Annotated in this window: 17 protein-coding genes; all 17 read right to left on the bottom strand. The window is 56.0% G+C overall.

The window, feature by feature from the left end:
* Nucleotides 1-44 precede the first annotated feature (44 nt).
* The gene (locus AC6ROY_RS05775; RefSeq protein ID WP_500099133.1) at nt 45-1,088 is read right to left on the bottom strand and encodes a polysaccharide deacetylase family protein; all 1,044 of its coding nucleotides are present in this window, start codon (nt 1,086-1,088) and stop codon (nt 45-47) included.
* Between the two features lie 189 nt (nt 1,089-1,277).
* Nucleotides 1,278-3,383: a polyribonucleotide nucleotidyltransferase gene (pnp, locus tag AC6ROY_RS05770; RefSeq protein WP_500099132.1), complete on the bottom strand. Its 2,106-nt coding sequence runs from the start codon at nt 3,381-3,383 to the stop codon at nt 1,278-1,280.
* 237 nt (nt 3,384-3,620) lie between these two features.
* On the bottom strand, nt 3,621-3,890 hold the full coding sequence (gene rpsO / locus AC6ROY_RS05765; RefSeq protein WP_500099131.1) for a 30S ribosomal protein S15: 270 nt from the start codon (nt 3,888-3,890) through the stop codon (nt 3,621-3,623).
* A 199-nt stretch (nt 3,891-4,089) separates the two neighbouring features.
* On the bottom strand, nt 4,090-5,034 hold the full coding sequence (locus AC6ROY_RS05760) for a bifunctional riboflavin kinase/FAD synthetase (RefSeq protein ID WP_500099283.1): 945 nt from the start codon (nt 5,032-5,034) through the stop codon (nt 4,090-4,092).
* 15 nt (nt 5,035-5,049) lie between these two features.
* Nucleotides 5,050-5,991 (bottom strand): tRNA pseudouridine(55) synthase TruB, encoded by a 942-nt coding sequence (gene truB, locus AC6ROY_RS05755; protein ID WP_500099129.1) that lies wholly within the window; start codon nt 5,989-5,991, stop codon nt 5,050-5,052.
* Nucleotides 5,991-6,977, bottom strand: coding sequence for a DHH family phosphoesterase (locus tag AC6ROY_RS05750; protein WP_500099128.1), 987 nt, complete (start codon nt 6,975-6,977; stop codon nt 5,991-5,993). Before AC6ROY_RS05750 ends, truB begins: the two co-directional genes overlap by 1 nt.
* Nucleotides 6,974-7,330, bottom strand: a complete 357-nt coding sequence (gene rbfA, locus AC6ROY_RS05745) for a 30S ribosome-binding factor RbfA (protein WP_500099127.1) — start codon at nt 7,328-7,330, stop codon at nt 6,974-6,976. Before rbfA ends, AC6ROY_RS05750 begins: the two co-directional genes overlap by 4 nt.
* Nucleotides 7,331-7,343: 13 nt before the next feature.
* A complete protein-coding gene (gene infB, locus AC6ROY_RS05740) occupies nt 7,344-10,241 on the bottom strand; it encodes a translation initiation factor IF-2 (protein WP_500099124.1) in 2,898 nt (965 codons plus the stop codon).
* Between the two features lie 23 nt (nt 10,242-10,264).
* Nucleotides 10,265-10,564 (bottom strand): YlxQ family RNA-binding protein, encoded by a 300-nt coding sequence (locus tag AC6ROY_RS05735; protein WP_500099123.1) that lies wholly within the window; start codon nt 10,562-10,564, stop codon nt 10,265-10,267.
* Nucleotides 10,551-10,868 (bottom strand): RNase P modulator RnpM, encoded by a 318-nt coding sequence (gene rnpM / locus AC6ROY_RS05730; RefSeq protein WP_500099122.1) that lies wholly within the window; start codon nt 10,866-10,868, stop codon nt 10,551-10,553. The genes AC6ROY_RS05735 and rnpM overlap by 14 nt, the downstream gene beginning before the upstream one ends.
* Before the next feature lie 51 nt (nt 10,869-10,919).
* Nucleotides 10,920-12,017: a transcription termination factor NusA gene (gene nusA / locus AC6ROY_RS05725; RefSeq protein ID WP_500099121.1), complete on the bottom strand. Its 1,098-nt coding sequence runs from the start codon at nt 12,015-12,017 to the stop codon at nt 10,920-10,922.
* 54 nt (nt 12,018-12,071) lie between these two features.
* Nucleotides 12,072-12,578, bottom strand: a complete 507-nt coding sequence (rimP, locus tag AC6ROY_RS05720) for a ribosome maturation factor RimP (protein ID WP_500099282.1) — start codon at nt 12,576-12,578, stop codon at nt 12,072-12,074.
* Nucleotides 12,579-12,751: 173 nt separating this feature from the next.
* Nucleotides 12,752-17,068, bottom strand: a complete 4,317-nt coding sequence (locus AC6ROY_RS05715) for a PolC-type DNA polymerase III (RefSeq protein WP_500099120.1) — start codon at nt 17,066-17,068, stop codon at nt 12,752-12,754.
* A 112-nt stretch (nt 17,069-17,180) separates the two neighbouring features.
* A complete protein-coding gene (proS, locus tag AC6ROY_RS05710) occupies nt 17,181-18,638 on the bottom strand; it encodes a proline--tRNA ligase (RefSeq protein WP_500099119.1) in 1,458 nt (485 codons plus the stop codon).
* A gap of 40 nt (nt 18,639-18,678) precedes the next feature.
* Nucleotides 18,679-19,941 carry an RIP metalloprotease RseP gene (gene rseP / locus AC6ROY_RS05705; RefSeq protein WP_500099118.1) on the bottom strand — a complete coding sequence of 421 codons (1,263 nt, stop codon included), beginning with the start codon at nt 19,939-19,941 and terminating at the stop codon, nt 18,679-18,681.
* A gap of 168 nt (nt 19,942-20,109) precedes the next feature.
* Nucleotides 20,110-21,252 (bottom strand): 1-deoxy-D-xylulose-5-phosphate reductoisomerase, encoded by a 1,143-nt coding sequence (locus AC6ROY_RS05700; protein WP_500099116.1) that lies wholly within the window; start codon nt 21,250-21,252, stop codon nt 20,110-20,112.
* A gap of 24 nt (nt 21,253-21,276) precedes the next feature.
* The gene (locus tag AC6ROY_RS05695; protein WP_500099115.1) at nt 21,277-22,065 is read right to left on the bottom strand and encodes a phosphatidate cytidylyltransferase; all 789 of its coding nucleotides are present in this window, start codon (nt 22,063-22,065) and stop codon (nt 21,277-21,279) included.
* Nucleotides 22,066-22,085 lie beyond the last annotated feature (20 nt).

Below are 22,085 nucleotides of genomic sequence, written 5' to 3'. Positions count from 1 at the left end.
CGCCAACCCGCAATCATTCAGGCAACCTAATTTAGATATTACCATTATTGACCGGGCGACTCAACCTCCGGCAGCCGCTGTGGAGACAGCACTTCGCTGACCGTGCCGAGCTGCAGCCCTTTGCTGCGGACGGCTCCGATGATCCCGCTCAGCGCTTCGCTGCTGGGAGCGGTCGGATGCATCAAGATCAGCGTGCCGGGTTCAACCCGCGCGGCTACCTTGCGAACAATGGACGCCGCAGGCGGCTTCTTCCAGTCAACCGTATCCAGCGTCCACAGGATCGTGCGCAGCTTGAGGCTGTGCGCCGCATCGACCGTCGTTTGATTGAAGTCTCCGGACGGAGGAGCAAACAAGCCGCCGCTGACTCCAACCTGCTCGCGCAGCAGCTTCTCCGTTTTGGCGATTTCGGTCTCATTTTGCGCGCGGGACAGCGTGCTCATATTTTTATGCGAATAAGCATGGTTGCCGAGCTCATGCCCGTGACCCGCGATCGTTTTCGCCATCTCGATATGCTTGGACAGCCACATCCCGTCGAGAAAAAAAGTCGCCCTGACGTTCTCCCGCTTGAGGGTCGCCAGCATCTGGTCCAAATGCTCGTCTCCCCAGGCCACATTAATCATCAGCGCGACAAGCGGCTTATGCGGATTTCCTTTGTAGACGGGAAGCGGGCCCAGCTGGTCCAGCCCGACCTTAGGCGTCAGCTCCCGGTAAATCAGCGGCGGGGGTGTCGGATATCCTTGCGCCTCTGCAGCAGCCAGCGACTTGTCAATATCCACCTCGCGGCCGCTGTAGCCAGGGACCGCTTTCCAGACCCGGTCGATTTTTGCGTCAATCGGGGCTCTGTACCGTTTGGCCGCTTCGGCCTCAATCCACTGCAGCGCAGCGGCGCGAGGCGTGTCTGCTTCGGTCTGCATAAGCTGCGCCAGCGCTTGAAGCGTGTTCGTTTCGCCAAAGCTTCGCGCCATCCCGCTGGCTGCACGGGCATCGCTGACAAACTGCTTAATCGCACTGGATTGCTGCAGCAGCACGAACACGATTCCCAGACTGGCCGCGGCGAACAGCAGCCGTGTTTGCTTGTTCCGGTCCATAGTCGAATCTCCCGCTTCTTCATGTGTTTGTCCCAATTTATGCGGAAGCTGGGTGATTTAGACCTGGGACAGCCCGGATTCGGCCTGGCGAAGCTGGCGCGCCTAACCGCGCATAACAAAAAAGAGACAGACAGCATCTGGCTCTTTCTTCATTGCGCCGGCATCCGGAGACGCCATGCTTGATTTTGATTAAGATTGGGCTGGCGCGGCTGGCGGAGTCAGCAGCACTTTACGGGACAAGTTGACACGGCCTTGCGCATCAATTTCCGTAACTTTGACCGTCAGCTGATCCCCGATTTTGACGACATCCTCTACCTTGGCCACACGTTCTGTGGACAGCTGCGAGATATGGACAAGACCGTCTTTACCCGGCAAAATTTCAACAAAGGCGCCAAACTTCTCAATGCGCTTCACCGTGCCGAGATAAATTTCGCCAACGACCACTTCACGTACGATGCCTTCGATAATCGAACGGGCCTTCTCGTTCATCTCGCTGTTGGACGATGCAATAAATACGCGCCCATCCTGCTCGATATCTATTTTTACGCCGGTTTCTTCGATAATTTTGTTAATAATTTTGCCGCCGGCTCCGATGACATCGCGGATTTTGTCCGGATTAATTTGCATCGTAACGATCTTCGGCGCATATTGGGACAGCTCGCTTTTCGGCGTCGAGATCCGTTCCATCATTTTGCCGAGAATGTGCATGCGTCCTTCTTTCGCCTGCTCCAGCGACTGGTTCAAGATATCGCGGTTAATACCGTCAATCTTGATATCCATTTGCAGCGCTGTGACCCCTTTGGCCGTACCGGCCACCTTGAAGTCCATATCGCCGAGGTGATCTTCCATCCCCTGAATATCCGACAAGATCGAGAAGTGCTCGCCGTCCTTGATCAGACCCATTGCAATGCCCGCTACCGGCGCCTTGATCGGAACGCCTGCATCCATCATCGCCAGCGTGCTTGCGCAAATGCTCGCCTGGGACGTGGAGCCGTTGGACTCCAGCACCTCGGAAACGAGGCGGATCGTGTACGGGAACTCGACCTCATTCGGAATGACGGCTTCCAATGCGCGTGCGCCGAGGGCTCCATGTCCGATTTCACGACGGCCCGGAGGACGAAGCGGTCTTGCTTCCCCTACGCTGAACGGCGGGAAGTTGTAATGATGCATGAAGCGTTTGGACTCTTCCAGGTCGATTCCGTCGAGAATCTGCACATCGCCAAGCGCGCCAAGCGTACAAATCGACAGCGCCTGCGTCTGACCGCGGGTAAACAGACCGGAGCCGTGCGTACGGGGCAGCAAGTTAATGTCGCATTCGATCGGACGGATTTCTTCCAGCGCCCGTCCATCCGGACGAACCTTGTCATGTGTAATCAAACGGCGCACTTCTTCTTTGACGATATCATAGAGCGTTTCCTTCACATCGTCCATCTTGTCCGGCGTCTCGGCGTAGACAGCGATGAAATGCTCCTTCGCTTCACTATTGATGGCGTCAATGGCATCCTGGCGAGCATGCTTCTCGGCAATTTTCACCGCTTCAACCAGCCGGGCTTGCGCGAATGCGCGAACCGCCTCATTGACCTCCGCGTCAACCGCATGCAGCTTGACTTCCATCTTCGGACGGCCGACCTGCGCAACCAGCTCCTCCTGAACGGCGACAATTTTGCGAATCTCGTCATGGCCAAACATAATCGCTTCCAGCATCACTTCTTCAGGAACTTCGTCCGCGCCTGCCTCAACCATCATGATCGCGTCCTTCGTGCCTGCAACGACCAGATGAATATCGCTTTTCTCGGCTTGCGCCAGCGTCGGGTTGATCACAAACTCGCCGTCAACGCGACCGACGATGACGCCGCCGACCGGACCGCTAAACGGTACATCGGAAATGCTGAGCGCTGCCGAGACGCCAATCATCGCGGCCATCTCTGGCGTGCAATCCTGATCCACGCTCATCACAATCGCTACAACCTGCACATCGTTGCGGAAGCCTTCCGGGAACAACGGGCGGATCGGGCGGTCTGTCAGACGGCTCGCCAAAATCGCCTTTTCGCTCGGGCGGCCTTCACGTTTAATAAAACCGCCGGGAATTTTACCTACCGAGTACAAACGCTCCTCGTAGTTCACCGTCAGCGGGAAAAAGTCGAGATCCTTCGGCTCGGCGGAAGCCGTTACCGTACATAACACAACCGTATCTCCATAGCGGGCGACGACGGCGCCGTTGGCCTGCTTGGCCAAGCGGCCTGTCTCCAGCACCAGTTGGCGGCCGCCGAGGTCCATTTGCACCTTGCTTTCCATAAACAACCTCCTATAATTGGCGTTCGTTCATAACATGTGTCGCGAGATTCGCTTATGTATGCCCGTTCGCGCGCAAGCTAATCTTCTACATCATTCTTCATTATGGCTAGCATTTCCTTCTTTTCACGAAAACATTAGCCAAAAAAAGCAATCCCGCGTCCTGCAGCCTCCAAATGACGATGATCTGGAAGCGCCTGAAGGACAAACGTGATTGCTTTGATTGCCGAGCTTGCGCGATTAGCGGCGCAGACCGAGTTTTTCAATCAACGCGCTGTAACGCTGAACGTCCTTGTTTTTCAAGTACGTCAGCAACTTACGGCGTTGACCGACCATTTTCAACAGACCGCGGCGAGAGTGGTGGTCTTTCTTGTGGGTTTTCAAGTGAGCTGTCAGGTTTACGATGTTTTCAGTCAAAATCGCAACTTGCACCTCAGGAGATCCCGTATCATTCTCGTGGGTTTTGTGCGTAGCAATAAGTTCATGCTTGCGCTCTTGTGTCAATGCCATGTTCATTCACCTCCATAATTATGTTATCCCCGGTAGCCCAGAGACCGTCGGAGTCTCGTTTCTCCACGCTACGGTTTATTCGATCACGGCTCTTCGCGAGCGTCGTCCAGGACGACGTTTTCCGAATCGACAACGTTTTTTAGTATACCACAAGCCCTGGGCAAAAGTAAAATAAAAAATGGAATAAGCCCGCGGACCGCTAATTAACCAGCGCCAGCGCCTGGCGCGCCGTATCCGCATCATCGCGAATTTGCGCAACCAGCTCGGTTACCGACGCAAAGCGGCGCTCCGGACGAATAAAATGAATCAGCCGCACCTGCACCGTTTCGCCGTAAATATCGGCAGCGAAGTCAAACAGATGCGCCTCCAGCGACGGATGAATCAGCGTCCCCTCAAACGTCGGCTTGACGCCGATGTTCATCACCCCGTCATGCCAGCTTCCGGCTACGCACACCTGAACGGCGTACACCCCGTTTGCAGGCAGTACATACGGGTCCTTGAGCAAAATATTCGCTGTCGGAAACCCGATCGTCCTTCCGCGGGCGTCGCCATGCACAACTTCACCCTCCAGCTGATACGGACGGCCGAGCAGTTCAGTGACATCGCCGGCTTGTCCAGCCTGCAGACATTGCCGGATTCGCGTGCTGCTCACCTTTTCCCCGGCACGCACGAACGGGCGCACGATTTCCACGGCAAACCGGCCCTTGGCCAGCTCGCATAACGTATCCGGCGTGCCCGCGCCCTGGTGGCCGAAGCGGAAATCAAATCCGACATATACCGTATCCAGGTTCAACGGGACTAACATATGCTCCACGAATTCTTCGGGCGTGAGCCGCATGAACGACTCGTTAAAATCCACCATATACGTGACATCTACGCCAAGCTCGCTTAAAATCTCCCGCTTCGTCCAACGGGGCGTCAGCAGCCTGACATAGTGATCCAGGCCAAGCACCTGACGCGGATGGGGGTGAAAGGTCATAATCGCGCTGACCGCGCCAAGCTCGCGGCTCCGCTTCACCGCGCGTCCAATCACTTCCTGATGACCAAGATGGACGCCGTCGAAATCTCCGATTGCCAGCACCTGCGGCTTCTGATTCGCCCATCGCCCGAGCTCTAGCGGAAACGAAAGCGATACTGTTTGCATCATCGTTACGTTCACCTACATTTGCGCGAAAATTTTGACAGCCTGCAGCGCCTGCAGCTCCTGGTTCCATTCGAACACGCCGACAGCTTGCTGCGGCGCGCCTGTAAATGCCGCGATTCGGTCCAGCAGCTCCGGTTCCGCCTGCTGCAGGTTCGCAAACTGCTCCAGCGTCAGCCGGACCCTCTGGCCCTGCCTGGCCCGAGCGGCTTGCTCGGCGGACAGCGTAACGTTCGGCAGATGCCGGAGCGCCTCCTCAATCGGCACAAGCCGGTCCGTCAGCTCGCCGCGATCCGCCAGCTCCTGCAGCTGCTCCAGCGTCAGGCAGCTCGCCTCGGTCAAGCTGCCCGTAGACGTCCGGACCAGCTCGCCCATCACGGCAGGCACCCCCAGCGCTTTGCCGATATCGGCGCAAAGGGTCCGAATGTAGGTCCCTTTGGAGCAAAGCACGCGAAAGCGGATCGTCGGCTGCTCAGGCTCCCAATCCGTGTCCAGCACATCAATCCGGTAAATCGTTACCGTCCGAGACTTGCGCTCGACCTCGATGCCCTGACGGGCCAAATCATACAGCCGTTTGCCGTCTACCTTGACGGCAGAGTACATCGGCGGCACCTGTTCGATTTGTCCGACAAAGCTGCGCACAGCTTCGACGGCCGCTTCCGGTGAAACCCGCGCTTTGACCTCTGCATCCTTGACAAGCGTAGCGCCGGTCAAGTCTTCCGTATCGGTGGCCAAACCAAGCCATAAGCAAGCCTCGTATTCCTTCGGCAAATCCTGAATATACTCAACGACGCGCGTCGCTTTCCCGATACATAAAGGGAGCACGCCGGTGACCATCGGATCAAGCGTGCCGGTATGACCGATCCGCTTGATCTTCAGGATGCGGCGCGCCTTGGCAACAACATCATGAGACGTAAATCCTTTGGGCTTCCAAATCGGCAAAATACCGTCCAGCATCATTAAAGCGCACTCCCCACTTCATGAACTACCCGGTCGATAGCCTCCTGCAGCGTCCCTTCGACCGTGCAGCCGGCTGCGCGAATATGACCGCCCCCGCCAAAGCGCTGGGCGATTTCGGCTACATTGACCAGGCCGCCGGAGCGCAGGCTGACTTTCACCACGCCGGTCTGCTTTTCCTTAAACAGCATGCCGACCTGTACGCCTTCCACGTTCCGCGCATAGTTGACCAACCCGTCCATATCTTCGCTGGATGCGCCCGTAGCGCTTAGCTCCGCCGCAGAAACGGACAGCCAGGCTACCCGTTTGTCGTGAGCGAAGCTAAGTGTGCCCAGACCAGACTTGAGCAACGAAATTTGCGGAAACGTCATCGTCTCCAGCAGCTTTTCCGCCAGCTCATGGCCCTGCACGCCCCGACCGAGCAAATCTGCCGCAATTCGCATCACTTTCGGTGATGTATTGGAATAGCGGAAGCCTCCCGTATCCGTCAGCAAGCCGGAATAAATACAACGGTCCCAGGCGTCCGAGCAAGCGACAAGTTCCAGCTCGCCGGCCAAATCGTATAAAACCTCAACCGTCGCCGCCGCTTCGGATCTGACGAGATTAACCGTTCCGAACCCGTCATTGGTCGCATGGTGGTCGATGTTCAGCAAACGCGCATCCGGCGCAAAGCACCGGTGTACTTGCCCAATCCGCGAAAAATCCGCACAATCCACCGCAATAACGGCCCCATACGTACGGGCAGGCGGCTGCTCCTCAAAATTCACGATCGGATGCGGACCGGCCATGTACAAAAACTTGCCCGGCATCCGGCCTTCATTGATCAACGTAAAGGTTTTGCCAAGCGCATGCAGCATCCAGGCTACGCCAAACGTCGATCCGGCGGCATCCCCATCCGGCTGGATATGGGATACCACCAGAAAGTCGTCGTGATTGCGGATGAAATGAGCTGCCGCTTGAAGCTGTACGGCGTACTCCGATTCCATCATGCGTTCGATTCCCCTTCATTGATCTGATGCAGAATCGACTGGATTTTGGAGCCGTAATCAATCGACGTATCGAACTTGAACAGCAGATCCGGAATTTTGCGCATCCGGATTCGTTTGCCCAGCTCTGTACGAATAAAGCCGGAGCTGCGGCTGAGCGCTTTAAGCGTCTCTTCCCGCTGCTCCTCGCTGCCGAGTACGCTCAGGTATACCTTGGCCTGGGAGTAATCATTTGTCACATCAACCCCGGTCACGGTAATAAAGCCAATCCGAGGGTCCTTCAGCTCCGACTGGATAATTTGACTGATTTCTTTCTTGATTTGCTCGCCAACTCGACCTACGCGAATTTTAGCCATAGCGAATCACCTCTTATCTCTCTACAGTCTCCATGACGAAGGCTTCAATAACGTCTCCTTCTTGAATATCGTTGAATTTCTCAACCGATATACCGCACTCGTAACCTTGGGCGACTTCCTTCACATCGTCCTTAAACCGCTTGAGCGAGTCTACCTTGCCTGTGAACACGACGATACCGCTCCGGATAACGCGCAGCTCCGCATTCCGGTTGATTTTGCCGGATGTAATCATGCAGCCTGCAATAGTGCCGACCTTGGACACTTTGAACACGTTGCGGACCTCAGCCTGACCGATGACCACTTCTTTGAAGGTTGGATCAAGCAAGCCCTTCATGGCCGCTTCGATCTCTTCCATCACTTTGTAAATGATGCTGTGCAGACGAATGTCGACCTTTTCCTGGTCTGCTGTGTTTTTCGCTTGCGGCTCCGGACGAACGTTGAAGCCGATCACGATGGCGTTGGAGGCCGATGCCAAAATAACGTCGGATTCCGTCACAGCGCCTACGCCGCTGAGCAAAATTTTAACACGCGCGCCTTCTACGTCAATTTTCTCCAGCGAGCCCTTCAGCGCTTCCGCCGAGCCTTGAACGTCCGCCTTGATAATGACGTTCAGGTCCTTGATTTCGCCTTCCTTGATCTGTTTGTACAGATCGTCGAGCGTCACGCGGGAGTTCGCGCCCATCTCGGATTGACGCAGCGTAATCGCGCGTTTTTCCGCGATAGCTCTTGCTTTGCGCTCGTCCTCAAACACGAGGAACGGATCGCCGGCTTGCGGCACCTCGGTCATCCCGGTAATTTCAACCGGTGTGGACGGACCCGCTTCCTTGAGACGCTTGCCCTTGTCGTTCACCATCGCACGCACGCGGCCAAAATGAACGCCCGCTACGAAGCTGTCGCCGACCTTGAGCGTACCGTGCTGGATAAGCACACGCGCAACCGGGCCTTTACCTTTGTCCAGCTCGGCCTCAATGACCGTACCTCTTGCCCGCTTGTTCGGGTTCGCTTTGTATTCCTGCACCTCGGATACAAGGAGAATCATGTCGAGCAGATTTTCCAGGCCGATCCGCTGCTTCGCGGAAATGTTGCAGAAAATCGTATCGCCGCCCCACTCTTCAGGGACAAGCTCATACGCGGTAAGCTCTTGCTTGATATGATCCGGATTTGCGTCCGGCTTGTCGATTTTGTTCACCGCTACGATAATCGGCACCTTCGCCGCTTTCGCATGGGCAATCGCTTCAATCGTCTGCGGCATGACGCCGTCATCCGCCGCGACCACAATAATGGTAATATCGGTAACCTGTGCTCCGCGAGCCCGCATCGAAGTAAACGCTTCGTGGCCCGGCGTATCGAGGAACGTAATTTTTTTGCCGTGCGTCTCAACCTGGTAAGCGCCGATATGCTGCGTAATGCCGCCTGCTTCGCCCTCGGTCACATTTGTTTTACGGATCGCATCCAGCAGCGTCGTTTTACCATGGTCAACGTGACCCATGATCGTTACAACCGGCGGACGCTCCAGCAGATCCTCGTCCTCGTCCTTCTCTTCGAAGTTCTCGAACTTGTCTTCCTCGACCGGAATTTTCAGTTCGATTTCGACACCGTAGTCCGAAGCCAGCAATTGGATCGCATCCAGATCAAGCTCCTGGTTGATCGTAGCCATAACGCCCAGGAACAACAGCTTCTTGATAACCTCGGAAGCATCCTTATGCAGCGATTTGGCCAGCTCGCCGACGGTCATTGTGCCGCGCACGATAATTTTCTTCGGCGTATTGTCGATCTTCGGCTTCGGCGGCTCGGCGTTGAATCTGCCTTTGCCTTGCGCGCGGCCGCGGCCGCCCGGGCCCTTGCCGCCCGTTCTGTTGTCGTCAAACCGGCGTTGCCCCGGTCTGGACGGCTTCTTGCCTAATTTATCCGCATCCGACTCGTTCGGACGGGAGGAAGCATTCGCGCCCGCACGGTTGTTAAAGCTACCGCGCCGGTTATCGGAGCGTTGACCCTGACCTCCGGCTGATGCGCCTTGACCGGCCGCAGGACGACCGCCGCCCTGACTTTGGCCTCCGCCTTGACGGTAACCGCCGCCTTGGCCTCCTTGACCGCCCGGACGGCTTTGCCCACCGCCCTGGCCTCCTTGACCGCCTTGGCGATAGCCGCCTCCGCCTTGGCCTCCTTGACCGCTCGGACGGCTTTGTCCGCCGCCCTGGCCTCCTTGACCGCCTTGGCGATAACCGCCTCCGCCTTGGCTTCCTTGACCGCTCGGACGGCTTTGTCCGCCGCCCTGGCCTCCTTGACCGCCTTGGCGATAGCCGCCTTGGCCTCCTTGACCGCTCGGACGACCTTGACCGCCGCCTTGACCGCCTTGGCGGTAGCCGCCTCCGCCTTGGCCGCCCGACCGATTTTGTCCGCCGCCTTGGCCTCCGCTTCCTTGACGATAGCCGCCGCTTCCTTGACCGCCTTGACGGCTGCCGCCGCCCTGGCCTCCTTGACGACTTGGTCCGCCCTGGCTGCCGCCTTGCGCACGCTCAGCGCTTGCGCCTTGGCTCTGGGTTCTTTCCTCTGACGGCTCGCTGCCGGCTCTTGGCGCCGCCTGTACAGGCTGGCTGCCGCTGCGTTGCTCCGGCTTAGGTTGTACTGCTACAGTTTGTGGTTTCGATGAGTTAGAAATACTTGCACCTCTTTCCGAAGACTTGCCGCCTTGTCCGGCTCCGCCTTCACGTTTTGCTGCCGCGTTTGCTTTAATGTCTTTGAAAAATTTCTCTACACTATTCACCGCATCGTTCTCCATTACGCTCATATGGTTGTTGACCGGGAGTCCCAGCCGCTTCAAAATGGTGATGATTTCCTTGCTGCTCATGCTTAAAGACTTTGCATATTCGTAAACTCTGAGTTTGTCTTTATTATTGTCCTGTTTGGTCAATACAGTCCACCTCCGAGCTTTTTTTACGGCTTCAGCAGCAGTCTAGCAAATCCCTGATCGGCAACAGCAATGACAACCCGCGTTTCTTTTCCGATACTCGCCCCCAACTGCTCGCGGCTGCCGTACTGATGGATAGGAACCTGATAGTGGCTGCATTTGTCATTCAACTTCTTAAACGTATTCTCAGAAGCGTCCTCGGACACAATCACCAGCTTAGCTTCCCCGCTGCGGATCGACTCAATCACAGCTTCTTCACCGGTAACCAGCTTGCCGGCGCGCATCGCGAGACCCAGATTGGAAAAAAATCGGTTATTCATCGTCATCCTCATCCGCCGACTGTTTCCCGGCTATAAACTCGTCTTCGACCTTGATAAAATCTTGCTCCAGCGCGTCGTAAATGTCCGGGCTAACCTGCGCCTTCAAGGCGCGATCCAGCGCCCTGGACTTTTTCGCGAGCTTGAAACAGGACAGCTTGCCGCACAGGTAGGCGCCCCGGCCAGCCTTCTTGCCCGTCAGATCAATGAGCAGCTCACCGGTCGGGGTTTTCACAACGCGGATCAGCTCCCGCTTTGGCATCATCTGCTGGCAGGCGACGCACTTGCGCAGCGGTGTTTTTCTAGGCTTCATCGGTTTATCCCCTCCCCCCCGTATGGCTTATCCGCCTAGTCCCTGCCGGGTCTAGTCAATGCTGACCGAATCCTGATGCATTTCTTCGGTAAACGTCTTCGGACGTCCGAATTCCTGCTCGGCTTGCGTCTCGCTTTTGATATCAATTTTCCAGCCGGTCAGCTTGGCCGCCAGCCGGGCATTTTGCCCCTTGATGCCAATCGCCAGCGACAGCTGGTAATCCGGCACGATCACGCGCGCCATCTTCTCGGCCTCGAACACCTGCACCTCGATAACCTTGGACGGGCTGAGCGCATTTGCCACGTATTCATCGACGCCTTCCATCCACCGGACGATGTCGATTTTCTCCCCCTTCAGCTCGCCGACAATCGTCTGCACGCGCATGCCCTTCGGGCCTACGCAAGAGCCGACCGGATCAACCTCGGGGTTGCGCGAATGCACCGCAATTTTCGAACGGAAGCCGGCTTCGCGCGCTACGGAGCGAATTTCGACGACACCCTGGAAAATTTCCGGAACCTCCAGCTCAAACAGCCGCTTCAACAATCCCGGATGCGTGCGCGAGAGGATGATCTGCGGCCCCTTGGTCGTATTTTCGACCTTCGTAATATAAGCCTTCACCCGGTCGCCCTGCTTGAACTTGTCAGTCGGCATCAGCTCCGTCAAAGGCATCACCGCTTCGATCTTGCCGAGGTCAATATACAGGTTGCGCTGATCCTGACGCTGCACGATGCCGTTGACGATGTCTTCCTCTTTGTCCACGTAAGCGTTGTAGATCAGACCGCGCTCCGCTTCGCGGATTCGCTGGGTAACAACCTGCTTCGCCGTTTGCGCGGCGATGCGTCCGAAGTCGCGCGGCGTCACCTCGATCTCCACGATATCGTTTAATTGGTAATTCTGATTGATTTCTCTGGCAGCGAATAACGAAATTTCCAGCCGCGCATCGAGCACTTCATCCACGACAGTTTTGCGCGCATACACTTTAATCATCCCGGTATGGCGGTTAATGTCGACACGCACGTTTTGCGCCGTGTTGAAGTTTCGCTTGTAGCCGGAGATCAAAGCCGCTTCAATCGCGTCGATCAACAGCTCCTTGGCGATGCCCTTCTCGCGTTCAATTTCGTTTAACGCTTCGATAAAATCCATGTTCATGTCGTTGGAGTTCCCCCTCTCATCAAATACGAAGCCCCCGCAGGGGCGGCGGTGTTAGAATACGATGGCAAGCCGCGCGCTCGCGACCTTCTCGGAGGGCAGACGGTGCTTTTTCTTGCCGACTTCCACCTCGATAAAAGCTTCGTCAAAGGAAGCTAGCTTGCCTTCGAACTCCTTCAAGCCGTCAACCGGCTCATAAGTCGTCACGAACACATGCTGGCCGACTGCGCGCATGTAATCCTGCGCCTTCCGAAGCGGACGCTCCGCTCCAGGCGACGATACCTCGAGAAAATAAGCGTCCGGAATCGGATCGGTTTCATCCAGCTTCGCGCTCACATATTCGCTAATGCGTCCGCAGTCGTCGATGTCGATGCCGCCTTCCTTGTCGCAGTACACCCGCAGAAACCAGTTGCCGCCTTCTTTTACGTATTCGATGTCGACCAGCTCGAACTGGTTCTCGTCCAGAAACGGACGCACCAGCGCTTCCACCGTCGATTTGATCTGATTGCTCAAACGCGTTATCCTCCTGTTCCATCTCAAAGAGTCGCTGAAAACACTCATACAAAATGTAAAGAGTGGGTTTCCCCACTCTCCGGTTTCGAGATATACCATTGCTACCATAGCAGATTATACCATACTTCCGGCCCTGCTTGCAACAGGTCGGGAGGGCGCGAGCAGGCGTTGCCGGAAGGAGCGCTGCTTGCTGCCCATCGTCCTTTCAGCCCGCTCGCCGGCTAAAATAACGATAGCTGATTTGTTTCCGGCAAGCCGCGGAAGCAGCCCATTCCGCTTAGCAGCTCGACGATGGTTTTCGACGCTTTGCTGCGCGTCTGGAAATCCTCCACCGACAAGTACGGACCGGCATCCCGCGCCGCCGCGATGTTGCGGGCCGCATTTTCCCCGACGCCGCCAATCGCCGCAAACGGCGGGATCAGCGAATCGCCCTCGATAATAAATTTCGTCGCGTCCGACTTGTACAGATCAACCGGCTTGAAGGAAAAGCCGCGTGCCGTCATTTCAATCGCCATTTCCAAAATCGAAATCATCGCTTTTTCCTTCGGCAGCGCCTGAAAGCCCTTGTCCTCGATCTCGACCAGCCTGCGGACAATCGCGTCGTAGCCCTGGCACAGCAGCTCCAGCTCGAAGTCCGTTGCGCGCACCGAGTAATACGTCGCATAGTAGGCAATCGGATGATACAGCTTGAAGTAGGCTGTACGGACAGCGGAGATGACATAAGCGGAAGCATGCGCCTTTGGAAACATGTATTCGATCTTTTCGCACGAATCAATGTACCACTGCGGCACCTTATGCCGCTTCATATCTTCCTTCCACTCTTCCGTCAAGCCCTTGCCCTTCCGCACGCTTTCCGTAATCTTAAATGCAAGACCCGCATCCATCCCGGCTTTGTAGATGAGATACAGCATAATATCGTCACGGCAGCCGATAACCGTCTTGATCGTGCAGATGCCTTTTTTGATCAGCTCCTGCGCGTTGCCGAGCCAAACTCCCGTTCCGTGCGACAGACCGGAAATTTGCAGCAGGTCGGCAAAGCTGGACGGACGCGCTTCCTCCAGCATCTGGCGTACAAACTTTGTCCCCATCTCCGGCACGCCGTACGTCGCGACGGGAGTACGGATTTTCTCCGGTGTAACGCCAAGCGAATTAACGGAGTTAAACATGCTCATAACCTTCGGATCATTCATTGGAATCGTCGTCGGATCTACACCCGTCAAGTCCTGCAGCATCCGCATCATCGTCGGGTCGTCATGTCCGAGAATATCAAGCTTGAGCAGGTTGGCATCAAACGCGTGATAGTCGAAATGCGTCGTCTTCCAGTCTGCGCTCGTATCGTCAGCCGGAAACTGCACGGGCGTAATATCATTCACGTCTATATAATCCGGCACAACGACGATCCCGCCCGGATGCTGGCCCGTGCTGCGCTTGACGCCCGTGCAGCCAAGCGCAAGCCTGCTCAGCTCGGCGCCGCGCCACTTTTTGCCCTGCTCTTCTTCATATTTTTTCACGAAGCCGAATGCGGTCTTTTCCGCTACGGTACCGATCGTACCGGCCCGAAACACGTTGCGCTCGCCGAACAATACCTTTGTATAGTTATGCGCGTGCGGCTGGTATTCTCCCGAGAAGTTCAAGTCGATATCGGGAACCTTGTCGCCCTTGAAGCCGAGAAACGTTTCGAACGGAATATCTTGCCCTTCGCCCTTCAGCTTGCCGCCGCAGGTCGGGCATGTCTTGTCCGGCAGGTCGAAGCCGGAAGGAATCGAGCCGTCCAAAATCCATTCGCTAAAGCAGCAGGAGCCACATATATAATGCGGCGGCAGCGGGTTGACCTCCGAGATGCCCAGAAACGTCGCGACGACCGATGAGCCGACCGATCCCCGCGAGCCGACGAGATAGCCGTCCTGGTTCGATTTCTTCACCAGCCGCTCCGAGATCAAATAGTTGGCCGAGAAGCCGTATTTAATAATCGGCACCAGCTCTTTTTCCAGCCGCGCTACGATAACCTCGGGAATCGGCTCTCCGTAAATTTGTTTGGCCGTGTTGTAGCACGTTTCGCGGATTTCCTCGTCAGCGCCCTCCAAAATCGGCGTGAACAGCTTCGACGGAAATAATTGCAGCTCCTCGAATCGGTCAGCCAGCGCTGCCGTATTGGTCACCACGACCTCCTGCGCCAGCTCCTCGCCCAGAAATTGAAACTCCGCCAGCATTTCTTTCGTTGTGCGGAAATGAACGTCCGGCTTGCGAATATCCTTCAGCGGACTGAAGCCGGTTATGCCGTGGATCGTAATGTCCCGATTGATTTTCTCCCGCGGCAGCAAATAATGCACATTGCCGGTCGCGATCACCGGCTTGCCAAGCTTCTGCCCGATCTGTACAATTTTCCGCGCCGCATCCTCCAGCAGCGCCGGGCTGCTGACCAGCCCTTTTTCAACCAGATGCATATTGACGACTGTCGGCTGAATTTCCAGCACATCATAAAACGCCGCCACCGCCTCCGCTTCCTCCTGCGACTTATTCAGCACGGTTTCGAACAGCTCGCCCTTCTCGCAGCCCGACGCGACAAGAAGTCCTTCCCGCAGCTCAATCAGCTTTGTCCGGGGAATGCAGGGAACACGGTGGAAATATTCCGTATGGGACAAGGAAATCAACGTGTACAGATTTTTTTTGCCGACCATGTTTTGCGCATAAATACAGCAGTGGAACGGACGCTGGGTTTTAAGGTTTTTGCCGACCTGGTCATTCAGCTGGTGGAGCTGCGTATAGCCGCGTTCCGCTGCTTCCTTGAGCATATGAAATAAAATAAAGCCGAGCGCAATCGAGTCGTCAATCGCGCGGTGATGGTTATCCAGACCGACCTTGAACTTATCGGACAGTGTGTTCAACCGGTGATTTTTCATCGTCGGGTACAGCAGTCTGGCCAGCTCCAGCGTATCAATGACCGGATTGGACGGCTCCGGCAAGCCGAGCCGCTTGCAGTTTGTGTTCAGAAACCCCATATCAAACCGCGCGTTATGCGCGACCAGCACCGCATCGCCGACGAAGTCAAGAAATTCCGGCAGCTTCTCGGCAATATCCGGCTGCCCGCGCACCATATCGTCGGTAATATTGGTAAGCTGCTGGATATTGTAAGGAATACGCTCATGCGGGTCGATAAACGTTGCAAAGCGGCCGATTTCCTTGCCTTCCTTCATCTTAACGCCCGCAAGCTCGATAATTTTGTTGTTGGTGACCGACAAGCCCGTCGTCTCGACGTCAAAAATGACATATTCGGCTTCCGCCAGCGCCTGCTCGCTCGCGCGCATCGCCACCTGAATCGAATCATCAATAATATTGGCCTCAACGCCGTAAATGACCTTGATACCGTGCTTATGCGCCGCATGGTCGGCTTCCGGAAAGCTTTGCACGCCGCCGTGGTCGGTGATGGCAATCGCCTTATGGCCCCACTTGGCCGCCATTTTAATATATTGATCAACCGGCGTAATGCCGTCCATCGTGCTCATCGACGTATGCAGGTGAAATTCAACCCGCTTCTCTTCGGCATCGTCCTTGCGGTCCGGCGGAGCGACAACCTCATTGACATCCGACGGAATCATCACCAGCTCAGGAATTTGCATGAACCGGTCATATTCGACCCGGCCGCGCAGCTTGAGCCAGGAGCCGTTTTTGATCAGGCTGTAAATTTTGACATCCTCTTTTGTTTTCGCGAAGCTTTTCACCATAATCGAATCGGAGAAATCCGTCAGGTTAAACGTAAACAGCGTGCTGCCATTGCGCAGCTCCTTCATATCGAGGCCAAACACCGTGCCTTGGACCGTCACCTTTTTCTCTTCGTCCTTCACCATCTGGATCGACACGGCAGGCTCCTTGATGTCATAACCGACCATCAGCCGTACCTCGCCCTCCGGCACCGCAGCCAGCGCCGCCTCCTCGGCTTCCACAGCCGTGAGAATTTGAGTGGTGACTTCCTTTTGCTCCTGCTCGATAATTTTCGTAAACTTCTCCAGCTCTTCCTCGCGTGAAGCGCTGACGGTGTATTTCACCTGAAACTCCACGCCGAAGAAGCCGGAAAAATATTGTCTGATCCAATCGCCGATATTTTTCTTCTTGGCCAATTCCATCCCGATGGAATCAAGCAGACATAAGGTAAGCACATGGCCGTTAACCTCGATTTTCGCTTTCGTCATCCAGCCGTTGATGGATGCCGCCTCTCGCTGCACCCACTCCAGAAACATGCTCCAGTATTCATGGGCGACCTGCTCCGGATTCACATCGGGCGTATATTGCAGCACAAATCGGATCGCGGCGATATGGGCGAATTTGTCGCGAATCATCTTGCAGAAGGTCCGGTAAATATCCCCTGGCACCACCTGCGTTTTCACGATATAGAACACCCATTCTTTATTTGTGCGGCTCGTCTCCACCTTGTCAATATAACCGTCGGCAAAAAAGCTTCTTACAACCTCCGAAGGAACGCTTGCCTGCTGCATCAGCATCTCAAACCGATCCCGCTTCAATGCCGTACTGCTCCCGCTCATGTTGCTCCTCCCCCCGAACAAGGAAGGGGCAAATGGAATTCAGAAACCATCCCGTTTGCCCCTCGTGTTAAATTCCATTATTCCTGATCCAAGACGGCGACCCGCCTGACGCTTAATACGACCGTCCGAACACAACCGTATGTTTCGCAGGCTCGCCGCAGACCAGACACGTTGACTTCTGCACGTCCGGCGCAAACGGAATATTCCGGCTTGTCGCCCCCGTCTCTTCCTTCACGGTCGCTTCGCAGGCGTCCGAGCCGCACCAGCCGGACAGCGAGAAGCCGCGCTTCTGCTGCAGGAAGCCTTTCAGCTCATCCAATGTATCGGCGCTTGTCATCGCCTCATCACGGAACTTCTTCGCTCGATCATACATTTCCTGCTGCGTTTCCGTCAACAGCTTTTGCACTTCTTCCACGAACTGGCTTTGCGCCACGACCCGCTTCTCGCCGGTAATCCGCGATACGAGCACGACCTGTCCGTTTTCCATGTCACGCGGCCCCAGCTCGACACGAACCGGTACGCCCCGCATCTCGTATTCATTGAACTTCCAGCCCGGGCTTTGATCCACACGGTCATCCACCTTCACGCGCACACCCGCTTGCTTCAGCTGGCTGTACAAGCCGTCTACGCAAGCAATGACCTGCTCACGTGTTTTCGGCGGTCCGATCGGAATCATGACGACCTGCGTCGGCGCTACCTTTGGCGGCAACGCCAGTCCGCGGTCATCGCCGTGAACCATAATAAGCGCGCCGATCAGCCGGGTGCTGACGCCCCAGGACGTCGTATGGCAAAACGTATGCTGATTTTCCCGGTCCAAATATTTGATGTCGAAGGCTACGGCGAAGTTGGTGCCAAGGTAATGCGAGGTCCCCGCCTGTACCGCCTTGCCGTCCTTCATCATCGCTTCGATGGAATACGTGTCAACGGCGCCCGCAAACTTCTCGGATGGCGTCTTCTGCCCCATAATAACAGGGATCGCCAGAAAATTTTCCGCAAAATCGCGGTAAATGTCCAGCATCTGCATCGTTTCCTTGCGGGCGTCGGCTTCGTCCTCGTGCGCCGTATGGCCTTCCTGCCACAAAAACTCGCTCGTCCGCAAAAACGGCTGCGTTTTTTTCTCCCAGCGGACGACATTCGCCCACTGGTTGATCAGCAGCGGCAGGTCGCGGTAGGAATTGATCCACTCCGCATACATGTGGCCGATCATCGTTTCGGATGTCGGGCGGATCGCCAGACGCTCCTCCAGCTTCTCTCCGCCAGCCTCTGTTACCCAAGGCAGCTCAGGATTGAAGCCTTCGATATGATCCTTTTCCTTCTGAAAAAAGCTCTCCGGGATAAACATCGGGAAATACGCGTTGCGGTGTCCCGTTGCCTTGAAGCGTGCATCCAGCTCGCGCTGGATATGCTCCCAAATCTCATAGCCGTCCGGCTTAAATACGATGCAGCCCCGAACCGGCGAATAACTCATCAGATCGGCCTTCTTGATCGTATCAATATACCAACGCGAGAAGTCCTCGCTTTGCGGCGTAATTTCCTTTACAAACTGCTTCTCCTGCTTATCCTTCGACATGACCGCGAGCTCCCCCTACTCAAGCGGCAGCGCAGGCGCGCTACCCCTTCATCAATCGTAAAATATCGTTATACGTAACCGCAAGCATCAGCAGCATCAGCATCGCGAAGCCGACGAAATGCACCAGACTTTCGCGATTCGGATCAACCGGCTTGCCGCGCACCGCTTCCAGCGCCAGAAAAATCAGTCGGCTGCCATCCAAAGCCGGAATCGGCAATAAATTAAACAAGCCGAGATACAAGCTCATGACCGCCATCCAGTGAATATATTCGGCTGCTCCGGCGTTCGCCCGCTCGCTTGTAAATTCCACAATCCGAACCGGACCGCCGAGATCGTCCATCTTCACCTGCAGCGTCGCCAGCTTGCCGAAGCCGTCCAAAATAATGGTGGAAGCTGAGCCCATCGTCTTCACGCCGCCTGTAATCGCTTCGCCAAACGATGCCGGACGCATATCCGGGCCAAGCGTAACGCCTACGCGATACATGCTGTCGTTGCTCAGCGCAGGCTTGACCTGCTTGGTCAATTGCTGCTGATCTCGCTGCACGACCCAATTCATCACGTTGCCCTGCGAAGCTTGAATCAGCGTCGTGAGCTTCTTGCTGTCGCCGCCAATCGCCTCACCGTTCACCGAGACAATGACATCGCCGCTTTGCAGACCGGCCTGCTGGGCTACGCCTCCGGCTACCGTATCCGAGACACGGACACGATCCGGCACCGGCACGCCCGCTATAAACATAACCGTTACAAACAGCAGAAACGCCAAAATAAAGTTCATCAGCGGACCGGCAAAAATCGCCATCGCCCGTTGCCCTACTGTCTTGCTGCCAAACTGACGGTCCCAAGGAGCAATTTGCGTCTCCTTGTCCTGACTGACCATCATCGCTTGCGGATGAACGGCGTACCGCTCCACCGCGCCGTCCACATCCAGCTGGATAAACAGCTTGCGCTCCAGGTCGATTTCTTCGACGACGCCTTCCAGCGCATCGCGGCGGCTGTCGAAGTTGTTCAAGTAAATGTGAGTGACCTTGTCCTGCTTGAGACCGATGGCAATCCGTTGTCCCGGATTGATCTGCACAATTTCGGGGTCCTCGCCGGCCATGCGCACGAAGCCGCCGATTGGCAGCAGACGCAGCGTGTAACGGGTTTCTCCTTTGACAAAGGAGAGCACCTTCGGTCCAAAGCCGATCGCAAACTCCCGGGCCAAAATGCCCGCGCGTTTGGCAAAATAAAGGTGACCCCATTCATGCACCGACACAAGTACAAAAAACAAGAGCACAATCAGCAAAATAGTTTGCAAACTCACTCCAGCTCGCGGCCTCCTTCAACCTCAATGTCCATTCTATGCAAGTCATGGGAAGGGCGTTTCCATGTGTTCTTAGATTACCATTAATGCCAAACCGAACACAAGCCGAGCCCATGCTATGAACATATTAGCGCCGCAGCCCAAACATGCCTCCCGGTCTCCGGCGGCTTAAGCGAATTGCTGCGCTTCGGCCCTGGCCCAGGCATCGCTGTCCAAAATCGCGCCAAGCTCGGGGCTCGCTACCGGTTGATGCTTGGCCATTACGCTGCCGATGAGCTCCTCAATCGCCAGAAATGAAATCTCGCCGCGCAAAAAGCGCGCAACGGCAATTTCATTGGCCGCGTTAAATACCGTCGGCATCGTGCCGCCTGCGCGGCCGCTTTCGTAGGCCATCGCGATGCACGGATACCGCTCGAAGCTTAGCTCGCGAAAATGCAGCCGGCCGATCTCCGACAACCGCAGACGCTCGGCCGGGGAAGCGGCCCGGTCCGGATACGTCAGCGCATATTGGATCGGCACCCGCATATCGGGCAAGCCGAGCTGCGCGATTACGCTACAATCTACAAATTCCACAAAAGAATGGACGATGCTCTCCGGATGGATCATCACGTCAATTTGATCATACGATAAACCGAATAGCCAGTGCGCCTCGATCACCTCAAGACCTTTATTGGCCATCGTAGCCGAGTCAATGGTCACCTTGGCGCCCATCGACCAGTTTGGATGCCGTAGCGCATCTTCGACCGTGACGCCAGCCAGCTCGGCGCGAGTCCGGTCGCGGAAGGAGCCGCCGGAAGCTGTCAGCGTGATTTTATGTAGCCGGGATCTGTTTTCCCCGTTCAAGCATTGGAAAATCGCAGAATGCTCGCTGTCGATCGGCAGCAATGACACCCCGCGCCGCGTCGCCGCTTCCGCAACCAGATGGCCCGCACTCACCAATGTTTCCTTGTTGGCCAATCCGATGTGCTTGCCCGCTTCAATCGCCGCGAGCGTCGGCTCAAGCCCCTGGCTGCCGACAATCGCTGTCACGACAAGCTCGGCGTCATTATCGGTCGCTACCTCCAGCAGTCCGTCTGCACCGTAACAAACCCGCGTGCCGGCCGGAGCATCCGGCCGCAGCCGGTCTGCCAGCTCCCTCGTCGCGACGGATACAACGGCCGGCCGGAACTGCAGCATCTGCGCCCGCAGCAGATCGAGATTGTAGCCGCCCGCCAAAGCGGTTACCTGGTACAGCTCCGGCGCGTGCGCCACGACGTCAAGCGTTTGCGTGCCGATGGAGCCCGTCGATCCGAGAATACTGATTTTTTTCATGCGTCTCCTACCTTCCGTACAAAGTCAAGCATGAGGAATCAACGACAGCAGCTGCAGAAACGGAAAAACAATGAGCCAGCTGTCCGTCCGGTCCAGCACACCGCCATGGCCGGGCAGCAGCGTTCCCGCATCCTTGATCCCTTTCACCCGCTTATAGGCCGATTGAATCAAATCGCCCATTTGGCCGATTACGGCGATGACCAGTCCCAGCCACACCGCCTGACCATAGCCAAGCAGCTCGGGCCGCAGCCAAGCGAATACAAGCGCTACCACAATCGAAAGCACGACGCCGCCAACAGCGCCTTCGACCGACTTTTTCGGACTGATTGTCGGCCAGAGCGGCGTTTTGCCAAACTTGGAGCCGGTAAAATAAGCGCCGGAATCCGTCGTCCAAATGCATAGAAAAACAAGCAGCGTCCAGAACAGCCCGTGCTCCGGCACACTGCGGGTGACGATCATGTAATGAAAACCGAGACCAATATAGACCATGCCGATGAAGGCCATGGCCGCCTGGTCAATGGTCGTTCTGTTTTTGCTGATGACCGTTGCCGCCAGAAACAAAAACATCAGCAGCCAGATGAAATGGCTGTGGCCGAGCGTAGCGAATTGCCAGGGGATGGTCAGCAGCGCTAATCCTAAATAACCGACTGCTTCCACCATCCGGTTGTTCTTCAACCCGTTCATTCTCAGAAATTCATCGTAGCCGATGACGGCAAGCGCGACAATCAGACCGGTAAACCAGTAGCCGCCCAACACTAACAAAATGAAAAATGCGAGCCCTGCTACGACTCCTGTTACGATCCGCTGCTTCAATGTGTAATTCCTCCAATTGC

Source organism: Paenibacillus sp. sg306046, from assembly GCF_059821225.1.
Note: the sequence above shows the minus strand (reverse complement) of the source record. Positions and strands in the feature narration are given on the sequence as shown.

Bases quoted from the DNA above. Each gene is read 5' to 3' on its own strand.
- rpsO (WP_500099131.1), bottom strand. From the start codon at position 3,890: ATGGCATTGACACAAGAGCGCAAGCATGAACTTATTGCTACGCACAAA.
- proS (WP_500099119.1), bottom strand. From the start codon at position 18,638: ATGTCGAAGGATAAGCAGGAGAAGCAGTTTGTAAAGGAAATTACGCCG.
- nusA (WP_500099121.1), bottom strand. From the start codon at position 12,017: ATGAACATGGATTTTATCGAAGCGTTAAACGAAATTGAACGCGAGAAG.
- AC6ROY_RS05735 (WP_500099123.1), bottom strand. From the start codon at position 10,564: ATGACGATGAATAACCGATTTTTTTCCAATCTGGGTCTCGCGATGCGC.
- pnp (WP_500099132.1), bottom strand. From the start codon at position 3,383: ATGGAAAGCAAGGTGCAAATGGACCTCGGCGGCCGCCAACTGGTGCTG.
- truB (WP_500099129.1), bottom strand. From the start codon at position 5,991: ATGATGCTGGACGGTATTTTGCCGATTTGGAAGCCCAAAGGATTTACG.
- AC6ROY_RS05750 (WP_500099128.1), bottom strand. From the start codon at position 6,977: ATGATGGAATCGGAGTACGCCGTACAGCTTCAAGCGGCAGCTCATTTC.
- AC6ROY_RS05760 (WP_500099283.1), bottom strand. From the start codon at position 5,034: ATGCAAACAGTATCGCTTTCGTTTCCGCTAGAGCTCGGGCGATGGGCG.
- rnpM (WP_500099122.1), bottom strand. From the start codon at position 10,868: ATGAAGCCTAGAAAAACACCGCTGCGCAAGTGCGTCGCCTGCCAGCAG.
- rbfA (WP_500099127.1), bottom strand. From the start codon at position 7,330: ATGGCTAAAATTCGCGTAGGTCGAGTTGGCGAGCAAATCAAGAAAGAA.
- rimP (WP_500099282.1), bottom strand. From the start codon at position 12,578: ATGAGTGTTTTCAGCGACTCTTTGAGATGGAACAGGAGGATAACGCGT.
- AC6ROY_RS05715 (WP_500099120.1), bottom strand. From the start codon at position 17,068: ATGAGCGGGAGCAGTACGGCATTGAAGCGGGATCGGTTTGAGATGCTG.
- AC6ROY_RS05700 (WP_500099116.1), bottom strand. From the start codon at position 21,252: ATGAAAAAAATCAGTATTCTCGGATCGACGGGCTCCATCGGCACGCAA.
- AC6ROY_RS05775 (WP_500099133.1), bottom strand. From the start codon at position 1,088: ATGGACCGGAACAAGCAAACACGGCTGCTGTTCGCCGCGGCCAGTCTG.